The organism is Pseudonocardia sp. OZ21 (assembly GCF_059359135.1).
On the sequence record NZ_JCADBN010000014.1, the window covers coordinates 103,463 to 120,090 of the forward strand.

A 16,628-nucleotide genomic window follows, 5' to 3' on the forward strand; every position below is an offset into this window, starting at 1 on the left:
TCTCGGGCACCTTGCTTTCCTTCCTGTCCGTGGGGGCCGGGAACCTGGTGCGGGACGGCCCCGGTGACCTCACTGGTGAATGCAGATACATGGTCGACGAGTGGTCACCATCGGCCGCGGCGGCGTTGTGCGCCGTCCGGCGGCCGGGCCGGGAGGGCGGCCGACGTAATTCCCCTCGGCAGGGTTGCGATCGGTGGAAATCAACACTGCTTCTCCTGTGGGCGGTCGTGATCTCAGGGCCGACATGCTGCCACGGCTCATTCCGTGGAGCTGGCTCGAAGACCGCGCTGCCCGTGGCCATGGAACGATGAGCGTGCATCTCAAGACGGCTCACTCGAATCTACCTGACGTTTGTTCAGGCGCAGGCAAAGTTCTGATATTGTCGAGGCAATGTCGGGCACTTCAGCACGGCGAGTGCTGGGCCTTGGCGCGCGAGTTCGGTCGGCTGGACGAGGGGCGGCACACAGTAACAATGAATGAATGGGTGAACGTCCCGTCACAACGAGGAATAAACGTGGCCGACCCCTACCGGCATCTCGGCCGCGGGTACGCCGCGCACCGACGTCCTGATCCGCGGATCGCCCACGCGGTGACCCAGGCGCTCGGCGACGCCGCCACGGTCGTCAACGTCGGAGCCGGGGCGGGCTCGTACGAGCCCACCGACCGGACCGTGCTCGCCGTCGAACCGTCCCCGACGATGGTGGCGCAGCGCCAGGTCGGTGCCGCCCCCGTCGTCAGGGCCTCGGCCGAGTCCCTGCCGCTGGCCGACCGGTGTGCCGACGCGGCGATGGCCGTGCTCACCGTCCACCACTGGCCCGACCCGGCTGCCGGCATCGCCGAACTGGTCCGGGTCTCACGTCGCCAGGTCGTGCTGACATGGGATCCCGGGTGGCTGGCGTCGTCGTTCTGGTTGATCACCGACTACCTGCCCGAGATCGCGCGGAATGAGGCGGGACTGGCCTGCGTTGCAACCGTCGAGGCGGAGCTTCGGCGCCGGCGCGATCGCGTCGATGTCATCCCGGTGCCGATTCCTGCCGACTGCACCGACGGAGTCCTCGGTGCCTACTGGCGGCGCCCGCACGCCTACCTGGATGCGGCTGTTCGGCAGGCGATGTCGGGGCTGGCTCTGCTTCCCGCAGGCGTTGTCGAACCTGCCCTGCAACGGCTGCGGGAGGATCTCGACAGTGGGGCGTGGCACGCGCGTCATGCCGACCTGCTCGACCTCGCCGAGCTCGATCTCGGCTATCGCCTCGTGATCGCTGCGGCCGCGTAGAGCGGCGGGGCGATTTCTGTCGACGATCTGTCGACGTGCTGTTCACCCGGCTCCGACATACGACCGTCGACGTGCTCCGGCAATATCTGTCGACCGATGCGAGCGGATTCGTCGCAGAGGTCGGCTGGACGGTACGCCGACGGTTTCTCTCTGCTCCCCGAACGAGCTGACACGTCTCATCTCGCGACTCGGCTTCCGGATGTTCTCGCGGCGGAGTACCGGGGGTGGTCTCCGTCGGGTGGGGGCAACCGCTGTTCAGAGCGGGCCCGGGCATGGGATGGTCGGCACGTGCTGATGGAGCAGCAGGCCGAGCGGCCGGGAGCGGCGGCGTGAGCGCCGCGGCGCCGGGCGGCACGATCAGATGCCCGCACTGCGGGAAGACCAACCGGGTGCCGTCGGCCGCCCGGGGGTCCGTCCGCTGCGGCAACTGCCACCGTTCGCTGCCCTGGATCACCTCGGCGGGTGACGACGACTTCGCGGAGGTCGTCGAACACGCGACGCTGCCGGTGCTGGTGGACCTGTGGGCCACCTGGTGCGGGCCGTGCCGCATGGTCAGCCCGGCCCTGGAACAGCTCGCGACGGAACGAGCAGGCCAGGTCAAGCTGGTCAAGGTCGACGTGGATGCCGCTCCGCGGTTGTCGCAGCGGTTCGAGGTGCAGGCGGTGCCCACCCTGATGGTGGTGCGTGCCGGTCAGGTGATCGCGCACCAGGCCGGAGCGGCACCGCTTCCCGCCCTGCGCACGTGGCTCGACAACGCGATCGGGCCGGCGGGCGCTCCGGAAGACCGCGACTGACCACACCGGCCCCGGCGAGACGTTCCCCGGTCTCGTCCAGCGCCCGGAGTCGCCCTTCCGGTACTAAAGTGCCAGGCTCTGCCGTCGGACCCGTTCGGGGGAAGGCCATGGGGCAGACCCGCGACGACACCACGGAGTCGGGCTGGGCCGCAGGCGATGCGCCCGACTCCGCGCTGGCCGACCTCTACCGGCTCTACGCGCGCCACCTCGTGCCCGACGGTCCGGGTCCGGACGCCGCGACCGGTGCGGACATCGATCCCGCGCTCCTCGCCGTCGTGCGTGCACATCGCCACCTGGCGGTGCGGCGGCCACCCGACGACTCGCTGATCGTGGTCGGCGCGCCCGGACCCCAGGACGGGGGAGCGATCGTCGAGGTCGTCACCGACGAGATGCCGTTCGTCGTGGAGTCCCTGCTCGCGGGCCTGGACAGGGTGGAGGCGAAGGTCCGCCGGGTGATCCATCCGACCGTGGTGGTGCGGCGTACCGCGCTCGGCGAGCTCACCGAGGTGCTGCCCGCGGCGGTGCCGGACCAGCTGCCGCCGGGCACCACGGCCGAGGCATGGATCCGCGTCGAGCTGGAGCCGTTCCCCGTCGACGAGGCCGACGAGCTGGCGGCGGAGCTGCGCCTGGTGCTGCGGGACGTGCGTGCCGTGGCGCTGGACCGGTCCCGGCTCGTCGAGACGGCGCGGTCGGTGGCCGCCGGTCTGCCCGACCTCTCCCCGGCGTCACCCCGTGCCGAGGTGCAGGACGCAGCCCGGCTGCTGCGGTGGCTGGCCGACGGCCGGTTCGCGTTCCTCGGCTACCTCCGTTACGAGAGCGGCGGTTACGAGAGCGGCTCAGCCGGGGACGGCTTGGCGGAGCCGCGGGCCGTGCCCGCATCCGGGCTCGGGGTGCTGCGCGGGAGCGATGTCGCCGCCCGCGTCTTCCCTGAGGCACTCGATCCGGGCGGCCCCGCTGCCCGGCAGGCGCTGGTGCTCACGCGGGCGAGCGCGCCGAGCCGGGTGTACCGCCCGGTCCATCCGTCGTTGCTGGCGCTCCGGCTGGTCGACGGCACGGGCCGGGTGGTGGAGCACCGGTTCCTCGGAGCGCTGACGGTGGCCGCTCTGCACGAGAACGTGCTGGACGTCCCGGGAATCGAGCGCCGGGTCCGGGCCGCGATCCGTGCGGCGGGGGCGCCACTGGAGTCCTACGCGGGGCAGCGGATGCTCGAGGTGATCTCGGAGTACCCGCGCGAGGAGCTGTTCTGGGCCGGTGAGCAGAGCCTGCGCGACATCGCCGTCGGAGTGCCTGCGCTCACCCAGCCCCGCAGGCTGCGGCTGTTCCTGGCCCGCGAACCCTACCGGCGGTTCTTCTCCTGCCTGGTCTACCTGCCGCGCGACCGCTACTCGACGCGGACGCAGCTGGCCATGCAGAACGTGCTGGTGCACGAGCTGCACGGGTGGCGGGTGGAGCACACGGCCCGGGTCGGCCGGTCGAACCTGGCGCTCGTCCACTTCACCGTGCACTGCGACCCCGTGCACTGCGCCCCGGCGGCCGCACCGCCGGACCAGGCCCGGCTGCAGGGTCAGCTCGCCGCCGCGATCATGACGTGGGACGAGTGGGTGCTCGACGTCGCCGGGGCGGACGACGCCGAGATCGCGGACTACGTGGCGGGGGTCCCGGAGGGCTACAAGGACGACGTCGACCCGGTCCGGGCGCTCGCCGACCTCAGGGTCGTGCGCGACCTGGTTGCGGATCCGGAGCTGCAGCTGACGATCGACGCGGCTCCGGGCGCGGGGGAGATGCGGTTCCGCCTCTTCCTGCTCGGCGCGGGTGTCACGTTGTCCGCCGTGCTCCCGGTGCTGCAGAGCCTCGGCGTGGAGGTGCTCGACGAGCGGCCCCACGAGTTCACCCGGCCCGACGGCAGCCGGTGCTGGATCTACGACTTCGGGCTGCGGCTCGACGGCGCGACCCGGGAGGCGGTGGCCCGGCGGCATCCCGAGGAGACGCAACGGTTGTTCTGCGCCGCGTTCCTCGCCGCGTGGCGGGGTGACGCCGAGATCGACGGGTTCAACGCTCTGGTGCTCCGCGCCGGACTGCCCTGGCGGGAGGCGGCGCTGCTGCGCGCCTACGCCCGGTACACCGCCCAGCTCGGCGGCCCGTTCGGGCTGCAGTACGTCGTCGACACCCTGATCGCGCACCCGGCGGCGACCGCAGCGCTGGTACGCCTGTTCCGTGCCCGGTTCGACCCGGCGCCGGGGCCGGCCGAACGGAACCGGGCGTACGGCACCGCACTCGCGGAGGCGTCCGCCCTCATCGACGAGGTGCCAGGGCTGGACGCGGACCGGATCCTGCGCGCCTACCTCACGGTGATCACGGCGACGCTGCGCACGAACTACTACCGGCAGCGCCCGTTCCTGTCGTTCAAGCTGGACCCGGGTGCCGTGCCGGACATGCCGGTACCCCGGCCGATGTTCGAGATCTTCGTGTACTCACCGCGCGTGGAGGGAGTGCATCTGCGGTTCGGCCCGGTCGCGCGGGGCGGGCTGCGGTGGTCGGACCGGCCGCAGGACTACCGGACCGAGATCCTCGGCCTGGTGAAGGCCCAGGCCGTGAAGAACGCGGTGATCGTCCCGGTGGGGGCGAAGGGTGGCTTCGTGGTGCGCAGGTCGGACGCCGGCCCCGACGAGGTGGCGGCGTGCTACCGGACCTTCGTCTCCGGGTTGCTCGACGTGACCGACGACCGCGCGATGACCGGCGGCCGGGAGGCCACGGTGCCACCGCAGGGCGTGGTGCGTCACGACGGCGACGACAGCTACCTCGTGGTGGCTGCGGACAAGGGCACGGCGCGCTTCTCGGACCTGGCGAACGAGGTGGCCGCCTCCTACGGCTTCTGGCTCGGCGACGCGTTCGCCTCGGGCGGTTCGGTCGGCTACGACCACAAGGCGATGGGCATCACGGCCCGGGGTGCCTGGGAGAGCGTGAGACGGCACTTCCGCGAGTTGGCGGTGGACACCCAGCGGGAGCCGTTCAGCGTGGTGGGCGTGGGGGACATGTCCGGTGATGTGTTCGGCAACGGGATGCTGCTGTCGCGCCACATCCGGCTGCTCGCCGCCTTCGACCACCGGCACGTGTTCGTCGACCCGGATCCGGATCCGGCCCGCAGCCACGCGGAGCGGGAGCGGTTGTTCGGGTTGCCCCGTTCGTCGTGGGACGACTACGACCGGGCCGCCATCAGCGCGGGAGGCGGGGTGTGGCCGCGGACGGCCAAAGCGGTGCCGGTGGGCCCGGAGATGCGGGCCGCGCTGGGGATCGCCGATGGCGTCGAGCGGCTCAGCCCACCGGAGCTGATCCGTGCGGTGCTGCGGGCGCCCGCCGACCTGTTGTGGAACGGCGGTATCGGCACGTACGTGAAGGCCACCGGGGAGTCGCACGCCGATGTCGGCGACAAGACGAACGATGCGGTGCGGGTGAACGGCCGCGAGCTGCGGGTGAAAGTGGTGGGGGAGGGCGGGAACCTCGGGCTGACCCAGCACGGCCGGATCGAGTTCGCCCGGGCGGGCGGGAAGATCAACACCGACGCGATCGACAACTCGGCGGGGGTGGACTGCTCGGACCACGAGGTCAACATCAAGATCCTGCTCGACCGGCTGGTGGCGGCCGGGGAGCTGGAGCGGGCGCAGCGCAACACGCTGCTCGCCGCCATGACCGACGAGGTCGCCGAGCTCGTGCTGGCCCACAACCGGGCGCAGAACGCGGTGCTCGGGATCGGTCTCACCCAGGCTGCGGACACGGCAGCCGAGCACGCGCGGATCGTCGCCGACCTCGCGCGCCGCGGTCTGCGTCCCGCGCTCGACGGCCTCCCGGAACCCGAGGAGTTCGCCGAGCTGGTGGGTGAGGGCCGCGGGCTCAGCTCGCCGCAGCTGGCCACCCTGCTCGCCCACGTGAAGCTCGACCTCAAGGCAGACATCCTGCAGAGCGATCTCCCCGACCTGCCTGCGGTGGCGGACCGGCTCGTCGCCTACTTCCCGCCCGCCCTGACCCGGCACCATCCCGATGCGGTGCGCGCCCACCCGCTGCGGCGGGAGATCGTGGCCACCTCGCTCGCGAACGAGGTGGTCGACCGCGGGGGGATGACCTGCGTGTCGTCCCTGCGGGAGGAGGCGTCGGCGACCACGGCCGACGTCGTGGCCGCCTACCTGGTCACCGTCGCCGTGTTCGATCTGCCCCGGCTGTGGGCGCAGCTCGACGGTCTGCAGGGCACCGTTCCGGCGGCCGTGGCCGACGATGTCGTGCGCGAGTCGCACCGGCTGGTCACCCGGGCGGCGCACTGGCTGCTCACCCGGCGGGACCGTCCGCTTCCGGTGGACGCCGAGACCGGGCGCTTCGGTCCGCCGGTCCGCGCGCTGCAGCCCCGCCTCCCGGCGCTGCTGAGCGAGCACGAGGCCGCGGCGGCCGGCTCCCGCGCCGAGGCGCTCACCGCGCGGGGCGTGCCCGGCCCGCTGGCGCTGCGCACCGCGGCGTTGCCGCACAGTGTCGGGTTGCTCGACGTCGTCGAGGTCACGCGGTCGGCGGGAGACGGCGCGCCGCTTCCCCTCGACGACGTGGCGCGGTTGTACTACACACTCTCCGCCCGCCGATGAGTGCGGGGAGTCCCGACGGACTGTGAGGCCGACTTCCGTGTCCGACCACGACATCGCCCGGCTGCGTGCGATCACCACCCGGTCCATCAGCCCGGAGAACCCCACGGGCGCACCCGGGCGGGGTGGCCGGGCCACGGACGGCACCGGGGCGGAGCCGGGACGCGAGCTCGGCCAGGGCTGGAAGATCTCCCCGAGTGTCGTGGTGGCCGCCCACGAGACGATCGACCTGGCCGCGATCGACGGATGCGGGCGGATCACCCACGTGTGGATGACGACCCATCCCGACCACTGGCGGTCGCTGTTGCTGCGCGCCTACTGGGACGGCGCGGACACCCCCGCCGTCGAGGTGCCGGTCGGCGACTTCTTCGGCCAGGGCTGGGGTCGGTTCGCGCAGCTCAGCTCCACGATGATCGCCGTGAACCCGCACGGGGGCCTCAACAGCTACTGGCCCATGCCCTTCCGGTCGGCGGCGCTGATCACCGTGGAGAACCTGGGCGAGACACCCGCCGTCCTCTACTACCAGGTCACCTACGACGTCGGCGCCGACGAGGCCGGCAGCGGGTACCTGCACGCGCAGTGGCGGCGGTCCCACCCGCTGCCGGCCGGCGCCGTCCATCCGCTGCTGGAGGGTGTGTGCGGCGCCGGGCAGTACGTGGGCACGTACCTGGCGTGGGGCGTGAACTCGCGAGGGTGGTGGGGCGAGGGGGAGATCAAGTACTACCTCGACGACGACCGTAACTTCCCCACGATCTGCGGCACGGGCACCGAGGACTACTTCGGCGGGGCGTGGAACTTCGACGTTCCGGGGCAGGGGTACACGACCTACACGACGCCGTACCTGGGACTGCACCAGATCATCCGTCCCGACGGGCTGTACGAGAGCCAGCAGCGCTTCGGGATGTACCGCTGGCACGTGCCGGACCCGATCCGGTTCGCCTCGGGTATCCGGGTCGACATCCAGGCACTCGGCTGGCGCAGTGGCCACCGCTACCTGCCCCGGCACGACGACATCGCGTCGACGGCGCTGTTCTATCTCGACGCGCCGAGCAGCACGCCGCCCGTGACGCCGACACTCGACCGTCTCGAGACGCTCTGAGCCACGCCTGCGTCACGCGTGGGCCCGGCCGGCGGCGACGGTCGCGTTCACCGACGACGAGGCGGAGAGCACCTTCAGCGCGATCGCCGTGTAGCGGTCGACGACCTGATCCAGGCTGAGCGGCCCGCTCGGCCGGAACCACTCACGCACGCCGTTGAGCATCTCGAGCAGCGCCATCGTGGTGAGCCGCACGTCGTCGACCGCGAACTCGCCGGTGGTGCAGCCCTCCTCGATCACGTCCTGCACCGCGTCGTGGTACTCGATCTGCAGGCCGATGGCGTCACCCTGCTGTCCCGGGGTGAGGGCGTAGCGGATGGGGTTGCCGATGAGCAGTTCGGGCCTGCGGTCCTGGCTGATCGTGAGGTGCAGCCGGACCGTCTCGCGGATCCGCTCGGTCGGGGTGCGGGACCGGTCGCGCAGCACGGCGCAGGTGGCGGCCACGAAGTCGGTCATGAAGTTCTTGACGATCGCGTAGAGGACGTCCTGCTTGTTGGTGAAGTGGTGGTACATCGTCGAGGAGGAGATGCCGACGGCATCAGCGATGTCGCGGATCGAGGTGGCGGCGTAGCCGCGCTGGTAGAAGAGAACGCTGGCGCAGCTCATGATCTTGCCGCGTAGGACGGGACCTTCGTCGAGGCTGCGCTTCCGCGCCATGTCCGACTCCTTCCGGTTGGTGCGCTTCGTGAGTTCCGCGCTGTCCGACCTGGTTGACGACTCGCTGTGAACGCGCCTAGCGTACGTGTCGATCGTTCGATCGACATAGGCGGCTCCAATACGCGATCGAGGAAGACCGCGGCGGTGGAGCCCCGCGTCGGCGCTCCGGACCGGGACATCGGTGTCGTGGGGGGCGGAGTGGCCACCCGGGGGGTGCGCTCAGGACCGTGGCTGCGCTGTGTTCACAGCGGAGGCCACCGTCCCGAGCGGCTCGTGGCGCGATGGCGAATGACTGTGAGGAAGGTTGTGTCTGGTGGACGGCTGGGGGACTCGGCGGCGCGTGGATGTGCCGGGCGAGGGATGGATCCGGATGCTGACCGATGAGCACGGGAGGGCGATGCTCGCCTACTCGACCCGGCTCACCGGCGACCCCTCGGCCGCCGAGGACATCGTCCAGGAAACGCTGGTGCGGGCCTGGCGCCATCGCGACAAGGCGGTGGGGGGCCAGAGCGACGTGCGCGCCTGGTTGTTCACGGTGATCCGGAACCTGGTGATCGACCGGGCCCGCGCCCGTAAGGTGCGGCCGATCGAGGTGGTCGAGACGGTGATGACCCATCCCGTCCAGCGTGACCACGCCGACCGGGTGGTGGACTCGATGCTGGTGTTCCAGGCGTTGGACTCGCTGTCGCCCGAGCACCGGGCGGTTCTCGAGGACGTCTACATCCACGGCAACACGGTTCGGGAGACGGCGGAGAAGCTCGGCATCTCGCCGGGCACGGTGAAGTCGCGTACCTACTACGCGCTGCGCTCCCTGCACGCGCTGCTCCGGGAGCCCGACCGCTCCGCTGACCCCCTGCCGGTGGCCTGCTGAGCTGTCCTTCCTTCCGGAACCGGTCACTGCTCCGCGCTGAAGGGCCACACGGGCCGATCACCTCGCAGCTTCCACGATTTCGTCGCCGCCGAGATCTCCTGAACCGTATCGACGCGAGCTGCCCTTTTTGTGCCGGGTTGTGCCTGGCCGGCGAGGTACGTCACGTCTTGCGAGGAAATGCACGCTCCGCGCCGTCCGGTTTCCCAGCCGAAACGGCGTGGCACAGCCCGGACATAAGACCTCCGTAACGTCTGTGATCACAGATCACATGAGGAGGTGGCCGTGGACCGCGAGACGATCAGTGTCTCGACGATCAATGAAGAGGTGTACGACCGCCTGCGCGTCGCCATTCGGACGGGAGATCTCGCGCCCGGGGTGAAGGTGTCGCTGCGGTCGCTGGCCGCCACGTTGGGCGTCAGCACGATGCCGGTGCGGGAAGCCATGCGGAAGCTGCAGGCGCAGGGTCTCGTCGAGTTCGAGCGCCGCAGCGTCACGGTGGTGCAGCTCACCCCGGACGAGGTCGTCCAGGTGTTCCAGATCCGGCTGCGGCTCGAGCACCTGGCCGCCGAGTGGGCGTTGCCCCGCCTCACCGAGGACGACGTGGCCTGCCTGCGCGGCGTCCTCGCCGAGATGACCGACCCCGACATCCACCCGACGGTCTGGCGGCGGCTCAACCGCCGGTTCCACGAGCGGTTCTACGAGTGCGCCGGCAGCCCTCACCTGCTGGAGCTCATCCACAACGTCTGGGACCGCGTCGAGTCCTCGATGGCCGTGTACGCCTCCACGGTCGACGACTTCGCCGAGGCCCACCGCCAGCACCTGCGGATGCTCGACCTCATCGAGCGCCGCAACCTGCCCGGCCTGCTCGACGAGACGGCCTGGCATCTCGAACACACCAGCCGGACCGTCGCCGAGGCGCTGGCGGAGGCGCTCGGCGCCGAGCGTCCGGCACCGGTCGGGTCCGGCGACACCGCCACGTCCGGCGCCACCTGACGAGAGCGGCTCCCCCCGGACAGCACCACAACCCCCATAACCCCACCGACCCGCGCGTCGCGGGTGTCCCCGGAGGTTCCGCCTCCGAGGCGCTCCGGCGCGCCCGCCGAACGAGAGGAGACCTGAGGTGACCTACGAGGAGATCACCACCGCCGACTTCCACGACCGAGTGCGAGCCGGCACCACGACCAGCGCCGACCTCGTGCGCTGGTACCTGCAGCGCATCGCCGACCTCGACGCCGCAGGCCCGCGCATCGGCGCCGTCGTCACGGTCAACCTGAACGCGCTCGCCGACGCCGAGGCCCTCGACGCCGAGTTCGCAGCCACGGGGAAGTTCCGCGGCCCGCTGCACGGGGTGCCCGTGCTCGTGAAGGACCAGGCCGAGACGGCCGGGATCCGCACGTCGTTCGGCTCGGCGCTGTTCGCCGACTACGTCCCGGAGCAGGACGCCACCGTGGTGTCGCGGCTGCGAGCGGCGGGGGCGGTGGTGCTCGCGAAGACGGCGATGTGCGACTTCGCCGCCGGCTGGTTCTCGTTCTCCTCGCGGACCGACCACACGAAGAACCCCTACGGCCTCGCCCACGAGATCGGTGGGTCGAGCTCCGGTACCGCCGCAGGGCTGGCCGCGAACCTGGGCCTGCTCGGGGTCGCGGAGGACACGGGCGGTTCGGTCCGCGTCCCCGGCGCCTTTGCCAACCTCTTCGGGCTGCGCCCCACCACCGGCCTGGTGAGCCGCACCGGGTTCTCGCCGCTCGTGCACTTCCAGGACACGCCGGGGCCCCTGTGCCGCACGGTCGGCGACGTCGCCGTCCTCCTCGACGTGATGGCCGGCTACGACCCCGCCGATCCGTTCACCGCGGTGGCGCCCCGCGCGATCGAGCCGGGGGGCTACGCCGCCGCGCTGGCGGGAGCCACCCTCGCCGGTGTCCGTGTCGGCGTTCTGGCCGACGCGTTCGGGGCCCACCCGGAGTCGCGGCCGGTCAACGACCTCGTGCGGGCCGCCGTCCACGAGCTGCGGGCCGCGGGCGCGGAGGTCGTCGACGGGCTGGAGCTGCCCGGACTGCAGGACTGGGTCAGGGGTACGTCGCTGTACTCCCTGCAGTCGAAGGAGGACATCACCGCCTTCCTCGCCGCGCGTCCCACGGCTCCGGTGCGGAGCTTCGACGAGATCTACGCGAGCGGGGTGTTCCACCAGCTGACCGACCTGATCGGGGACATCGCGCGCGGACCGGGGGTGGCGGCCGACGGGCCGGACTACCACCGGATGCGGCTGCGCCAGGAGGAGTTCCGGCGCGTGCTGCTCCACCTGATGGCCGGGGCGGGCGTGGACGTGCTGGTCTACCCGACGGTGCAGGTTCCGCCTCCGACCCGCCAGGAGCTGGCCGATCTGCGCTGGACGGCGCTGACGTTCCCGACCAACACCGTGATCGCGTCGCAGAGCAGCTTGCCGGCGATGACCGTGCCTGTCGGGCTGACCGCTGCCGGCCTGCCGGTGGGGATGGATGTGCTCGGGCGCCCGTTCGCGGAGGCACAGCTGCTGAGGTTCGCCAGGGCCTGGGAGGAGCACGCGCAGCCGCGGCGGGCACCGGTTCTTCCAGCGATGGGGGAGTCCCGGCCCGGTGTGACCGCCGGCGCGGCGTGATGAGCGTGGCGGCCGGTCCGGCGCCGGTGACGCCCCGGACGCTCGACCTGAACTGCGACCTCGGCGAGAGCTTCGGTGTCTACCGCTACGGCGCCGACGAGGCGGTGATGCCGCTGGTGACCTCGGCCAACGTGGCGTGCGGCGCCCACGCCGGCGACCCCCGCACGATGCGGACGAGCGTGGAGCTCGCCGCCCGGCACGGTGTCGCCGTCGGCGCCCATGTCGGCCTGCCCGACCGGGAGGGTTTCGGCCGCCGCATGATCGCCGTGACGGCGCAGGAGGTGTACGACCTCTGCCTCGCGCAGCTGGGCACGCTCTCCGCGTTCACCCGGGCCGCCGGGGTCCCGCTCGCGCACCTCAAGCTCCACGGCGCGCTCTACATGATGGCGATGGACGACTCCGAACTGGCGGACGCGGTCTGCCGCGCCGTCCGCGCCTTCGATGCCGGCCTGCCGGTGTTCACCCTGCCCTCCTCCGCCCTCGCCGCCTCGCTGGCGGCGCACGGGCTGGAGGTCGTCGAGGAATTCTTCGCCGACCGTCCCTACCGGGACGCGACGGTGATGATGTTCGGCTGGACCCCGGAGGACCTCGGTCCTCCGGACGCCGCAGGCGACCGCGTCGAGGCCATGCTCGGCGCCCCCGCGTTCGCCTCCGTCGGCACCGTCTGCGTCCACAGCGACACCCCGGATGCCCCCGCACTCCTGCGCGCCGTCCGCGCACGCCTGCGTCGCCTCGGCTGCGACCTGCGTTCGTCCCGCCAGCCCGTGGCCGAACCGGCCCACCCGATCGGAAGGACCACTCCGTGAGCACCACCAGCGAGAAGGACCAGCAGGTCCACGAGCACCATGCGCTCGAGCTCGAGTCGGAGTTCGAGCACGAACCCGTACCGCTGTCACGGAGGCGGTCGCTCGGCTCCGTCTCGGCCGTCTGGTTCGGCTTCCCGATGATCATCACCAACGCCGTGTTCGGCGGCACCATCGTCTACGGCCTCGGCTTCTGGCGCGGCATCACCGCCATCATCATCGGCAACGTCATCCTGCTCCTCTACGTCGGCTCGCTGAGCTACATCGCCGGCCGGACGGGCAAGAACTTCGCGCTCACCGCCGCCGAGACGTTCGGCCGCCACGGCGCGACGATCACGGCAGGCTTCCTGTCCACCGTGGTGATCGGCTGGTTCGCGTTCCAGACGGGGCTCACCGGGTCGACCCTGCACACGTCGCTCGGCCTGAACGAGACGTGGATGATCCTGATCGCCGGCGTGCTCTACATCGCGATCACCTTCATCGGCATCCGGGCACTGACCGTCATCGGGCTCATCGCCGCGCCGATGTTCGTCGTGCTCGCCGTGGTCGCACTCGTGCTCGCCGCCCGCAACGGGGGGCTGTCCGGCATCACCAGCTACCAGGGTGGTGGCCCGGGTGCCACGGTCTTCAGCCTCGGCGCCGCGGTCACGATCACCATCGCGGGCTTCGCCGACTCCGGCACCATGACCGCCGACTTCACGCGCTGGTCGCGCACCGGGCGGGAGGCCGTGATGGCCGCCTTCACCGCCTTCCCGGTGGCCAACTTCATCTCGCTGCTCGTCGGTGGCCTCGTCGTCGCCGCGGGCAAGGCCGTGGACCCGGCCACCAACGGCGGCGACTTCCTGCCGATCCTCACCAGCCACGGCCCGGTGCTCTCCGTGATCGCGGTGGTGTTCGTCTTCGCCAACCTCGGCTCGGTCTGCTGCCACTGCCTCTACAACGGCGCCGTCGGGTGGAGCCAGCTGACCGGCGGCAAGATGCGCGTGCTCACCGTCGTCCTCGGGATCGTGGGGCTCGTCGCGGCGCTCGCCGGCGTCTGGAGCTACTTCTCCGACTGGCTGAACCTGCTGGGCATCTTCGTCCCGCCGATCGGCGCGATCCTCATCGTCGACCAGGTGCTCCGCCGCCGCGGCGGCGTCCGGGCCGTGCGGGCCTGGCGCCCTGCCCCGTTCGTGGCCTGGGCGGTCGCCTCGATCGGCTCGTACGCCGTGCACGTCTTCGCCCCGCAGCTCAGCGAGGCCGTCGCCGGCCTCCTGCTGGGTGGCGTCGTCTACGCGGTGATCGACGCACTCAGCCCCAGCACCGCCCCTGAGCCCGCATCGGTGCCTGCCGCCTGACCGGCGCAGAGCAGAGGAGGACACCCGTGGACGTCACCCAGCTGTGCTCGCTCCCGGCCACCGACCTGTCCCGGCTGGTCCGCGCCGGGGAGGTGTCACCGGTCGAGGTCGTCGACGCGGCGCTGCGCCGCGTCGAGCAACTGGACCCGCAGTTGCACGCCTTCGTCGAGCTCACCGCCGACCGCGCGCGGAAGCGGGCGCGCGAGATCGCCGACGCCGTGGCGCGCGGGGAGGACGTGGGCCCGCTGGCGGGGGTGCCCGTCGCCGTGAAGGACCTGATCGCGACGGCAGGCATCCCGACCCGCTCGGGGTCGCCCGCCTACCGCGACTTCGTGCCCGACGAGGACGACGTGGTGGTCGAGCGGATCGTCGCGGCGGGCGCCGTGGTGCTCGGCAAGACGACGGTGCCCGAGTTCGGCTACAGCGCCGTGGGGCACAACCCCGTCTCCCCGACCGCGCGCAACCCCTGGAACCCGGCCCTCACCCCGGGTGGGTCCAGCGCCGGTTCCGGGATCGCGGTGGCCACGGGGATGTCCCCGGTGGCGCTGGGCAGCGACGGCGGCGGATCGGTCCGCATCCCCGCCGCGCACTGCGGCGTCTACGGGTTCAAGGGCTCGATGGGACGGGTCCCGCTCTACCCCGGCTGCCGCGACGAGCGGTATCCCGGGATGTCGGGCTGGGAGTCGCTCGAATGCATCGGCCCGATGACCCGGACCGTCGACGACGCCGCGCTGATGATGTCGGTGCTCGCCGGTCCCGACCCGCGCGACCGGCACTCGATCCCGGCAGGCGACGTCGACTGGAGCACCGCAACGGCCGGGGACGTCCGCGGGATGCGCATCGCGTTCAGCATGGATCTGGGCTACGTCGCCGTCGACGCGGCGGTCCGCGCGGTCGTGACGGAGGCCGTGCAGGCGTTCCGTGAGCTCGGGTGCGTCGTCGAGGAGGTCGACCCGGGCTGGCCGGACCCGCAGGACACGTTCTGGCGCCTGGTCGTGGCCGACACCGACCTGACCGGGATGCGGGAGCTCGCCGAGCGGTACGGGAGCGAGATGTCACCCCACCTCGTCGACCTGCTCTCGCGCCGCTGGACGGGGGAGCAGCTCACCGACGCCGTGATGGCGCGCAAGGCGGTGGCCAACCGGATGTGGCGGCTCATGGCCGACTACGACCTGCTGGTCACGCCCACCCTCACGGTGCCGCCGTTCGCGGTCGGGATGCAGGGCCCGGAGGAGGTCGACGGCCGCATCGTGCCGTCGTCGGCGTGGCTGAGTTTCACCCAGCCGATCAACATGACCGGGCAGCCCGCAGCGAGCTGCCCAGCCGGGACGACGGCCGACGGGTTGCCGGTCGGTCTGCACATCGTCGGCCGCCACCTCGACGACGCGGCGGTGCTGCGCGCCTCGGCGGCGTTCGAACGGGCCCGCCCGTGGGCCGATCGCTGGCCCGCACTGGTGCAGCAGCCGGCGGGCGAGCCCGTCGGGATCGGAGCGACGTCGTGAGCGGACTCGGTGGGTTGAACCCGTCGCCGGGCGGGATGGTGCTGGGCCTCGTGCAGGCTCCCGTGCCGATCGTCGCCGAGCCGTCGGACCTGGCGGCCGCGGTCGACCGGATCGCCGCCACGGTGACGGGTGCGCGGCGTGCCCTTCCCGTGCCCGACCTGCTCGTGTTCCCCGAGTACAGCCTGCACGGCCTGGATCCCGCGTCGTGGCTCGACGACCGGCTGCTCTGCGACGTCGACGGCCCGGAGATCGCCAAGCTGCGTGCGGCGTGTGCCGAGGCGCGGATCTGGGCGTGCTTCTCGATCATGGAGCGCAACCCGGGCGCGGCGCCGTTCAACACCGGGGTCATCGTGGACGACACCGGCGAGCTGCGGTTGCACTACCGCAAGCTGCACCCGTGGGTGCCCGCCGAACCGTGGCACCCCGGTGACCTCGGCATCCCCGTGTGCGACGGGCCGGCGGGCTCCCGACTGGCGCTCATCATCTGCCACGACGGGATGCTGCCCGAGGCCGCGCGCGAAGCGGCCTACCGCGGGGCGAACGTCATCCTGCGCACCGCCGGCTACACCTACCCGATCCAGCAGGCGTGGCGGATCACCAACCAGGCCAACGCGTTCTGCAATCTCGCCTACACCGCGTCGGTCTGCCTCGCGGGCCCGGACGCGGCAGGGATCCACTCGCAGGGCGAGGCCATGGTCTGCGACGTGGACGGCACCGTCCTGGAGCAGGGCGACGGGACTCCCGGCCGCATCGTCACCGCCGAGGTGGTGCCGTCGCGCGCGGACGAGGCCCGGCGCGGCTGGGGCGTGGAGAACAACATCTACCAGCTGGGACACCGCGGCTACAGCGCCGTCGAAGGCGGTGCCACCGACTGTCCGTACACCTTCATGCAGGACCTGGTGGCCGGGCGCTACCGGCTGCCGTGGGAGGAGCAGGTGCGCCACACCGACGGCACCGGGGCCGGCCTCGGCACCCCGGCGGACGTCCGCGCCGCTGCCCGTCCGGCGGGCGGACCGGGAGCCGGCTGAGGGCCGCGTGGGT

Annotated in this window: 12 protein-coding genes; 11 read left to right on the top strand and 1 reads right to left on the bottom strand. The window is 71.8% G+C overall.

The genetic code is table 11. The features are described from left to right. The first annotated feature begins 514 nt into the window (after positions 1 to 514). From AC5L35_RS27925 to AC5L35_RS27940, 4 genes are all read left to right on the top strand, one after another. Positions 515 to 1,273, top strand: coding sequence for a class I SAM-dependent methyltransferase (locus tag AC5L35_RS27925; protein WP_495062682.1), 759 nt, complete (start codon positions 515 to 517; stop codon positions 1,271 to 1,273). 329 nt (positions 1,274 to 1,602) lie between these two features. Continuing rightward, positions 1,603 to 2,067, top strand: a complete 465-nt coding sequence (gene trxA / locus AC5L35_RS27930; RefSeq protein WP_495062683.1) for a thioredoxin — start codon at positions 1,603 to 1,605, stop codon at positions 2,065 to 2,067. Between the two features lie 107 nt (positions 2,068 to 2,174). Continuing rightward, positions 2,175 to 6,689 (top strand): NAD-glutamate dehydrogenase, encoded by a 4,515-nt coding sequence (locus AC5L35_RS27935; RefSeq protein ID WP_495062684.1) that lies wholly within the window; start codon positions 2,175 to 2,177, stop codon positions 6,687 to 6,689. 37 nt (positions 6,690 to 6,726) lie between these two features. Then, positions 6,727 to 7,785, top strand: a complete 1,059-nt coding sequence (locus AC5L35_RS27940; RefSeq protein ID WP_495062685.1) for a glycoside hydrolase family 172 protein — start codon at positions 6,727 to 6,729, stop codon at positions 7,783 to 7,785. Between the two features lie 12 nt (positions 7,786 to 7,797). Here the strand turns inward: AC5L35_RS27940 and AC5L35_RS27945 are convergent, their stop codons facing one another. Next, positions 7,798 to 8,439 (bottom strand): TetR/AcrR family transcriptional regulator, encoded by a 642-nt coding sequence (locus AC5L35_RS27945; RefSeq protein ID WP_495062686.1) that lies wholly within the window; start codon positions 8,437 to 8,439, stop codon positions 7,798 to 7,800. A 370-nt stretch (positions 8,440 to 8,809) separates the two neighbouring features. Here AC5L35_RS27945 and AC5L35_RS27950 point away from each other — a divergent pair, with 370 nt between their 5' ends. The 7 genes from AC5L35_RS27950 to AC5L35_RS27980 all read left to right on the top strand — a co-directional run bounded on the left by AC5L35_RS27950 (position 8,810) and on the right by AC5L35_RS27980 (position 16,615). After that, a complete protein-coding gene (locus AC5L35_RS27950) occupies positions 8,810 to 9,310 on the top strand; it encodes a sigma-70 family RNA polymerase sigma factor (RefSeq protein ID WP_495062687.1) in 501 nt (166 codons plus the stop codon). A gap of 282 nt (positions 9,311 to 9,592) precedes the next feature. Continuing rightward, positions 9,593 to 10,303, top strand: a complete 711-nt coding sequence (locus AC5L35_RS27955; protein ID WP_495062688.1) for a GntR family transcriptional regulator — start codon at positions 9,593 to 9,595, stop codon at positions 10,301 to 10,303. Positions 10,304 to 10,430: 127 nt separating this feature from the next. Then, the gene (locus AC5L35_RS27960; RefSeq protein WP_495062689.1) at positions 10,431 to 11,945 is read left to right on the top strand and encodes an amidase; all 1,515 of its coding nucleotides are present in this window, start codon (positions 10,431 to 10,433) and stop codon (positions 11,943 to 11,945) included. Positions 11,946 to 11,971: 26 nt separating this feature from the next. Further along, a complete protein-coding gene (locus AC5L35_RS27965) occupies positions 11,972 to 12,751 on the top strand; it encodes a 5-oxoprolinase subunit PxpA (RefSeq protein ID WP_495062690.1) in 780 nt (259 codons plus the stop codon). Further along, on the top strand, positions 12,748 to 14,085 hold the full coding sequence (locus tag AC5L35_RS27970) for a cytosine permease (RefSeq protein ID WP_495062691.1): 1,338 nt from the start codon (positions 12,748 to 12,750) through the stop codon (positions 14,083 to 14,085). The genes AC5L35_RS27965 and AC5L35_RS27970 overlap by 4 nt, the downstream gene beginning before the upstream one ends. 26 nt (positions 14,086 to 14,111) lie before the next feature. Continuing rightward, positions 14,112 to 15,587: an amidase gene (locus AC5L35_RS27975; RefSeq protein ID WP_495062692.1), complete on the top strand. Its 1,476-nt coding sequence runs from the start codon at positions 14,112 to 14,114 to the stop codon at positions 15,585 to 15,587. Further along, a complete protein-coding gene (locus AC5L35_RS27980; protein WP_495062693.1) occupies positions 15,584 to 16,615 on the top strand; it encodes a formamidase in 1,032 nt (343 codons plus the stop codon). The genes AC5L35_RS27975 and AC5L35_RS27980 overlap by 4 nt, the downstream gene beginning before the upstream one ends. Positions 16,616 to 16,628: the final 13 nt, after the last annotated feature.

What these genes read in the sequence shown, in the direction of transcription:
- AC5L35_RS27935 (WP_495062684.1), top strand. Translation starts at nt 2,175, where the DNA reads ATGGGGCAGACCCGCGACGACACCACGGAGTCGGGCTGGGCCGCAGGC.
- AC5L35_RS27945 (WP_495062686.1), bottom strand. Translation starts at nt 8,439, where the DNA reads ATGGCGCGGAAGCGCAGCCTCGACGAAGGTCCCGTCCTACGCGGCAAG.
- AC5L35_RS27950 (WP_495062687.1), top strand. Translation starts at nt 8,810, where the DNA reads ATGCTGACCGATGAGCACGGGAGGGCGATGCTCGCCTACTCGACCCGG.